At 47.1% G+C, this 7,479-nt stretch carries 4 protein-coding genes; 2 read left to right on the forward strand and 2 right to left on the reverse strand.

Annotation, left to right across the window (positions count from 1 at the left end; translation table 11 throughout):
• Positions 1 to 147: 147 nt before the first annotated feature.
• Together RIM23_RS20785 and RIM23_RS20790 are read left to right on the forward strand one after the other, a co-directional pair.
• On the forward strand, positions 148 to 855 hold the full coding sequence (locus RIM23_RS20785) for a Crp/Fnr family transcriptional regulator (RefSeq protein WP_446368994.1): 708 nt from the start codon (positions 148 to 150) through the stop codon (positions 853 to 855).
• Between the two features lie 47 nt (positions 856 to 902).
• Positions 903 to 1,442, forward strand: a complete 540-nt coding sequence (locus RIM23_RS20790) for a Uma2 family endonuclease (protein ID WP_446368995.1) — start codon at positions 903 to 905, stop codon at positions 1,440 to 1,442.
• A 543-nt stretch (positions 1,443 to 1,985) separates the two neighbouring features.
• Here RIM23_RS20790 and RIM23_RS20795 read toward each other — a convergent pair.
• Positions 1,986 to 4,673: a CHAT domain-containing protein gene (locus RIM23_RS20795; RefSeq protein WP_446368996.1), complete on the reverse strand. Its 2,688-nt coding sequence runs from the start codon at positions 4,671 to 4,673 to the stop codon at positions 1,986 to 1,988.
• A 169-nt stretch (positions 4,674 to 4,842) separates the two neighbouring features.
• A partial coding sequence (locus RIM23_RS20800) for a beta strand repeat-containing protein (protein ID WP_446368997.1) occupies positions 4,843 to 7,479 on the reverse strand: 2,637 nt, incomplete at its 5' end.

Raw genomic sequence — 7,479 nt, forward strand, 5'->3', positions numbered from 1 at the left:
CCCTCTGGAGTTATCTAAATTAGGCTCAATACTTGGTAGTTTTCTACGGGTGTTTGGTTTAAGTATTGCCGCAAGGATAGATAATTGTAAGGTGTGTCGCGGAACTAAGAATCCCCGCACTTATAGGGCGGGGATTGTCAAGGAGCTATGAATTTACCACCCTCCACATCAGAAGCATCTCGCTCGTTCTTAACCTGGCAACGTATTCTGGATTGGGCGCAAGAACACTACCGCAATCGAACGTTTAGCAAAGATGAGCTAATTCCGACTCGTTCGGGATTGCTGTATCTAGTTCAGCGAGGGGCGGTACGTCTAGTGGGCACAACTCAAATCAGCACAAGTCACTCCACAGATAAATCATTGTCCCACATCCCACAAGAAGCCTTTTTAGGATTTGTCGGTGCAGGTCAGCCTTTTGAAATTGTGGCACAATCACCCTTTACCCTGTCCGCCTACTCCCATGTTGAGCAAACCTCAGTCCTCTGGATGTATTGGCATGATCTAGACAATTGGCCCCACTTCCGGCGTGAGGTGTTGAATGCGTTCCGCTATCAACATCAGCGTAAACTCCTATGGTTGAGTACCTTGGGACAACGCAAAACTATTGATCGCCTTTTCGGATTACTTACTCTGATGATTGAAGAATTTGGCGAACCCACACCCGATGGCTATTGTCTGCCATTTCCTTTAACTCACGCCCAAATTAGCAGTGCGATTGGTTCAACTCGTGTAACTGTGACTCGCTTAATGGGAAGGTTACGTAAAAAGGGACTGATTAGCACCTACGGGGATAATTTAATTTGCTTACCCATGCAATCTGTTGATTTTAATAACGATAGTTCAAAATCAAGCTAATCGGTTATTTGTTATCATATCAAACCTAGATAGTTGAGGATATAGTGATGGTCATAGCAGCGAATGTAACTGATAATATTTCTCTAGATGACTTTATGGCTAATCCTCCCGATCATACAGAGTGGGTGGATGGACAATTGATTGAGACAACGGGAATGACGATAAAACATAGTCGAATTCAATCGAGGTTGGATGGTTACTGGAGAAATTACATCAGCGAGTCGGGACAAGGCGGTGAACCACTCGTAGAACTTCCTTGTCGCACATTGCGTCAGGGGCGTCGTCCAGATCTTTCTTATTTGACATCCCAATTGTTAGATCAGTATGGAGATGTGGCTGTATTACCCCAAAGCCCCCCTCTGATTGCCGAAATTGCCTCACCCACGGATACAGCCGAGGACTTATTTGCCAAGGCGACGGAGTATTTAGAGTCAGGTTGTCAAGAAGTTTGGTTAGTGTTTCCTGAGACTCGTTGGATTTTGGTGATCACTCAGAGTCAGACGTTAGCATTTCGTTCCGGTGATGTGGTGAGTACGCAGGTTGTTCTAACCGGGTTTAGCATAGCCGTTGATGAGTTGTTTGCATAAAGTTTGTAGTTACGCTGTCTTCGCTATAAACGCTGGTATCCCTTACTACTGGCGTGACACAGCTAAAATTGTGGAATATATCTTACCATTGAATCGGGCGCATGCCATGCGCCCCTACGGTTTTGGGGCAGAGAATGATAGTTACTGGAATTGGTATACTGTGCTGCAAGACGGATTTAGTGTTTAGACAGACATAATATCAAAATTCCCTTAAGGTCGGGGCGGGTTTATACTTTCCTTTCCTGTTGTTCCAGACTCCTCCGCCGGAGGAGTCTCTACTGGCGTGATCCACCTAAAATGGTGGATTAGAATTGTAGGGGCGCACGGCGTGCGCCCAATTTACAGCAGTTTGCTCTGCTAAGCGGTACATTGTCGATCCCCCTCGCATCCCCCTTAAAAAGGGGGACTTTTATTTACTGTACTTTATTACAGCGCAAAGCGCTGTAACCATCAATCTGTTGCACAATTTTAGCTGGGTCAGTCCACTACCATAAGATGCGTCCTAACCGCTATGGCGATTGCTATAGTTTAGTCGCGTCTGAGTTAAACCCAATTTCCAACTAACACAAAAGGCGTCCAGAAATAGGGATGTTTGCGATATTTTGGATCTTGTAAAATCAAGAGTTGAGCGCGACGCAGGGCTTCAGCTTTACTCACTTTATCCTGGGTGAGTACCTGGTAAAATTTCACCATCAGATCCGCTGTCGTCTGATCATCCACTAACCATAACGTCGCGATGGTACTGCGAGCGCCGGCTCTCACGGCGACACCCGCTAATCCTAACGCGGCTCGATCATCGCCTTTGGCGGTTTCGCACGCACTAAGTACGAGTAATTCAATGGGATTGGTTTGACGCAGATCTGTAGTTTTGAGTAAAGAGCTCAATTCATTCACATTTAGCCGATCATCCCAGGTAATAATAAAGGTTCCCTCAGCCTCTGAACTAAATTGACCGTGGGTGGCGAGGTGAACGACGGGAAATGAGACATTCGCGATCGCATCTTTTAACGTGGATTTGGTAAACTCCTGATTGAGTAACGATTTCCCTGGCATCAACGATTGAATTTGCTGGAGTTCAGTTTTGACATTAGGAAGGGCGGAAAAGTCTTGGCGGGATTCGGAGAGTCCCGCGGTTAAAACTTCAAGCTGTTGTTCGGTAAGGGGTGTGGACTCTAACAACTCTAACCCAGGAGTCAGCGCGATCGCATACTTTTGCAGTAAGTATTGATCACCGTCGTGGAGCGCCCCCATGGGGATATTCCGCAGGGTACCATTCAACACAAAGACTAAGGTTTTTACCTCACTTGTGGCTAAATCAGCGGCGACGGGTTGAATGATCCAGTCATAGACTTTTCGGGCGAGGGGGAGAAATCTTAAGCTGGTCCGCTGAGGTAAGGCTTGACGTAAATCCTCTAATGTGCTTTGTAATTCAGTTTGGGACACGAAGGTGGTATATCGGCGCAAGGGTTGATTGGGCAAATGGACAATTGTTTCCAAGCGATTGGAGAGGATAATCGGGTAAAGTACGGCTGCTTGTTGGTCAATCGTATCAATTTTTACAGGCTTGGCAGTGATACAATCGGCTTGAAAGAAGTTATCCAATTCCGCGACTTGGAGTAATTCAATCACATGACGGGCTTGTTCGAGTCGTTCTGGACTGGTTTGGGTATCATCTTCGGGTAGTAGCAGTTCGACTAACTGTCGGTAGATGGGTTCAACCTGTTCCCGAAAGGAATACTGAACATTAGAATTAACGGCGACTAAATCACTACGCAGGGATTGAAGGGTATCCACCGCCCCTTGGTACGCCGCAATTGCCCCTTGGGTATCGCCCTGCTGTTTGAGTAAGCGCCCTAATTGCCATTGCCAAGGATACAGACTATCCCAGGCTTCAATGGCTTGGGTTTTAATTAAGGCTTGTTGGGTTAAATCTTGGGCTTGTTGGAGTTGATTGGTTTGTTCGTACAGATGTCCCAGAGTTCCCAATGCATAGGCTTGGAGGCGTTGACTTCCCAGGGTTTCCGCCTGCAGGATAGCGGTGGTGAGGATTTGGGCGATGTCTGGGTGTAGAGACGCGCCATGGCGAGACGCGCCATGGCGCGTCTCTACAGATGTTGCTAATTTGATTAGACTTTCGCCAAAGTTAATCTGAAATGTAATCCCTTGCTCTGAAATGGGTAAGCGGTTGAGTTGGCTTTGGATTTGGGGGATTAAGGTTTGCGCTTGTTGGCGATTTCCGGTTTCGATAAGTAAGCTGAGTTGATTGAGTTTTGCCCCTAATTCGATAAGGGGAGAAGGGGCTTGGGTTATCGCTTGTTGATAGAAATCGAGGGCGGCTTCAATTTGCTGCTGTTGACGGGCGGTATTGGCAAGGCTCAGCAGGGCGGCGCTAATATCGGGGGGGGATTGTAACTGGCGGGCAATTTGTAAACTTTCTGCTAAGACTTGACGGGCTTGAGGCAAGTCGTTTACGAATTGTAACACCTCACCGAGCGATCGCAAGCCGATGGCTTTGGTGAGTGAATCGGGTTGATTGTCGAGGGTTTGTCTGATTTGCTTGAGTAAGGCTAATGCCCGTCGATGCATTCCTAAGACTTGCATCCCTTGCGCCTGGTTAATTTGGCTTTTTATTTTACCTGTTTTATCCCCTAACTGATTGTACAGGGCGGTAGCTTGCTCCCAGGTGGCTAAGGCTTGTTCCGCTTGTCCCTGATTCAGTTGTAAACGCCCCTGAATATTGAGGCTTTGGGCTAATACGTTTAGGTGATGGGTAGAAACCTCGCGGTTTGATTGAGTTTGCAGCAGGGTTAAACTCTGGGAAATGGCGTCGTTTGCCTCGGACCATAATCCAAGTTGCTGATAGGCTAAGGAGAGATTACTCAGGACTGTGGCTTGCTTAATTGTTTCGCCTTGGGTTTGATAAGCTTGGGCAGCTTTTTGGAGAAGTTCTACAGCATTGGTATATTGTCCTGTTTCGTAAAAGCTTCTGCCTTGTTTTACCCAATCTGCGGGGGAAGGATTAACGGTTGTTGTCTCGATTGCGGCTGTTTTTTGTCGTTCGGGTTGTCCTATTCCTGTTGCTGATACAGGGGAAATGACTATACATAAAATGGCGGTGAGGATTCCTAATAGTAACCATGAGATACCCCATTGATTGGCGCTAAAGCGCTGACTACGAACTAGAGCGCTAAAGCGCTTACTACGAACAGGCAGATGCCATTTATTTCTCATACTATTTCATCCCAACAAGATTGCGTCGTCGGGGCACGACAATGCCGTGCCCTTATATCATGTCCGTCTAATACCGAATCCGATGAAATCATTCCCTTTTAAACTTGGCTAATTTTTCCTTCTATCCCTTGGAGTCTTGTTTAATACCAAGTTGCATTCAAAGATATATTTACTCGCACATAGGAGGATTGACTTGGCGACTCTCAATTGTCACCTTAGTCGCCTCAGCCGTGAGGATAACATTACCTTGAGCATCTCTAATCCATCCAGTGGCTTCCACAATCGTGGGCGGTTGAGAAGGTTTATCGGGGAGAGTTGCCGTATTATTATTGTTATCGCGTCCTGGTGACTCTAAGGAAATCCAATCGGCAAATACCGCTTCCCCCCGTAGCAATTCATTGGGTTTAGGGGGTAAACCGCCGCGCCCGGTGACGACAAAACTACTTTGATTTAGTCCAGCATCGGCTTGACAAACTTGACCCACTAATCCCTGCACATCTATGGGTTGAGTGGGTAATTGATTTAAATCCCGACTGGGATCAACATCAGGGGTATTCAGCACCACATTACCGTCTAACCCAAATTGAGAACTGGCAGTAATATCACTTTTTGGTGTGCGTTGGGGACGAAATTCTAACCCAAAAATATTTTGCGCGGTGATATTGATATTACCGCCATCACCGCCAAAGGCATCGGCAACTATGTCGCTATTTTCGTCTTCCACCGCCACAATGAATTCGGTGTCGATAGTAATATTCCCCCCATTCCCCTCACCGCCAAATGCTTCTGCCGAAATCAAGCTATTGCGGCGCATTTGGATTAAATCCTCTACCTTTAAGGTCATATTCCCGCCTTCACCGGATACGGTACTGGCAATCAAAGAACCTTGGTTATCTAGGTTAATCGAGTTGGCTGTAATCTGCATTTCCCCAGCATTTCCTGTGGCTTGATTTGGCAGAATCAGACCTTGCAACACCCCAAATCCTAACGTGGAATCACTCAGACGTAAGTCATTGGCTGCTGTTCCGGTTGCGGCTGTAATTCTTGCCCTATCCCGGACTATCAATTGATTCGTATTCACCTGCAAATTCCCCGCATTTCCTGTACCAAATCCCTGGACATATAATCCACTGGGAAACCCATCGGCAGATGTCCCGCTTAATTCTACCGATTCAGCCGCATTGACGAATAAATTTCCCCCTTGCCCATCACCAACCGATGAAGCGGTGACAAATCCCCCATCTTGGATAATTAATCGCCCCGTATTAATGGTCAGATTTCCCGCCTTTCCTCCACCTGTGGGATTGATTAATGTATTGATGGTATCAGTACCTAAGGTGCTGGGAATTATATTAACGGGAGATTTGCCAATCACTTCTACTGATTCAGACGCATTTACGGTTAAATCCCCACCTTCACCAGCACCCGCCGTGCCACTCTCAACAAATCCGCCATCCCGGATAATCAAGCGGCGGGTATTAATCGTTAAGTTTCCCGCATTACCAGTACCTAGAGTTGCAGAGCCTAAAAGACTAGGAACACCCTCAACCAACGATATCCCAATCACCTCCACTGACTCAGAGGCATTTATCTCTAAATCTCCTCCTCTCCCTTGAGCAAACGTTGTTCCGGATATATTTGCCCCTTCTTGAATCATCAATCGTCCGGTTTCAATGGTTAGGGTTCCTGCATCTCCAGAACTACTTGCTTCGGTAAACAAACCCCCAATGTTTCCATTTAAGACACCCGTCAGTTTCACTGTATCGGAGACTTTTACGGTTAAATTGCCCCCTTGACCCCTGCCAAATGTGGACGTTGATACCTGTGCGCCCGATCGCAAGTTCAATTGCTGTGTTTCAATGATGATATCTCCCGCTGCACCATCTCCGGCTGTAATCGAATAGAAACCGCTACTGGGGATGGTGGCGAGAAAATCCCTTACCCCAGGAATGGCGTTTAACAGGGGATTATCCACCGCACCCCCCATCGTCACACCACTGGCTTCAACGGATTCTGTGGCTTGTACGGTGACATTTCCGGCTGGGATTGCCCCTAAGGTTCCAGCAATCACTCGTGCGCCATTGGTTAAGGAGACTGAATTCCCCTGGATTTGGATATCACCGCCTTGGAGATTGGGCGCAGGAATCGGACTGATACTCGCACTACCAATGAGATGATTATCCCACGCGATCGCACCTTGACTACTTAATTTAATCCTTCCGCCCACTGCACCAATGGAGAAGATATCAGAGGTAAGGATATCTCCCTCCCCCATCAGAGTAATATCGCCACCCTTCCCCATTAGAGAGCTCGCATTCACTGTGCCATTAAGTGTAATACCCTCTCTGGAGTCAATCGTGATTGCACCGATAGTCGCCGCCGGATTAACTGGATTCGGACTTATCGCGACTCCCGAAACACCATTAATCGTAATTTCTCCACCTCTTAAGGATAAATTTGGTTGGTATTGATTGCTGACAAAGACAACGCCATCCGGTGCATCAACAAAAATACCGCCAATCGTAATATCGGCACTTGTGGGAATTCCCAAGGGATTGGGTAAAGGCGGAACAATAATTCCCGTCACTGGGATACCCTGAATATCTGGGATATCAAACGCTGTTGTCCCCGCCCGGATATCTAACGTTGGTTTGGCTTTTCCATCAATTAATACAGTCGTGCCATCGGACAAAGTAATGTTCTCAACAATACCATTAACTGGGTCAGGGGATAAAATCACAACTCCCCCTGGAATCGTCACACTCCCTCCCGCCAGAATATGTAGTGACGCGCCTTGATACCCGCC

Origin of the sequence: Coleofasciculus sp. G3-WIS-01, from assembly GCF_040223135.1 — a bacterium.
In the GTDB taxonomy this organism is placed as follows: domain Bacteria; phylum Cyanobacteriota; class Cyanobacteriia; order Cyanobacteriales; family Coleofasciculaceae; genus Coleofasciculus.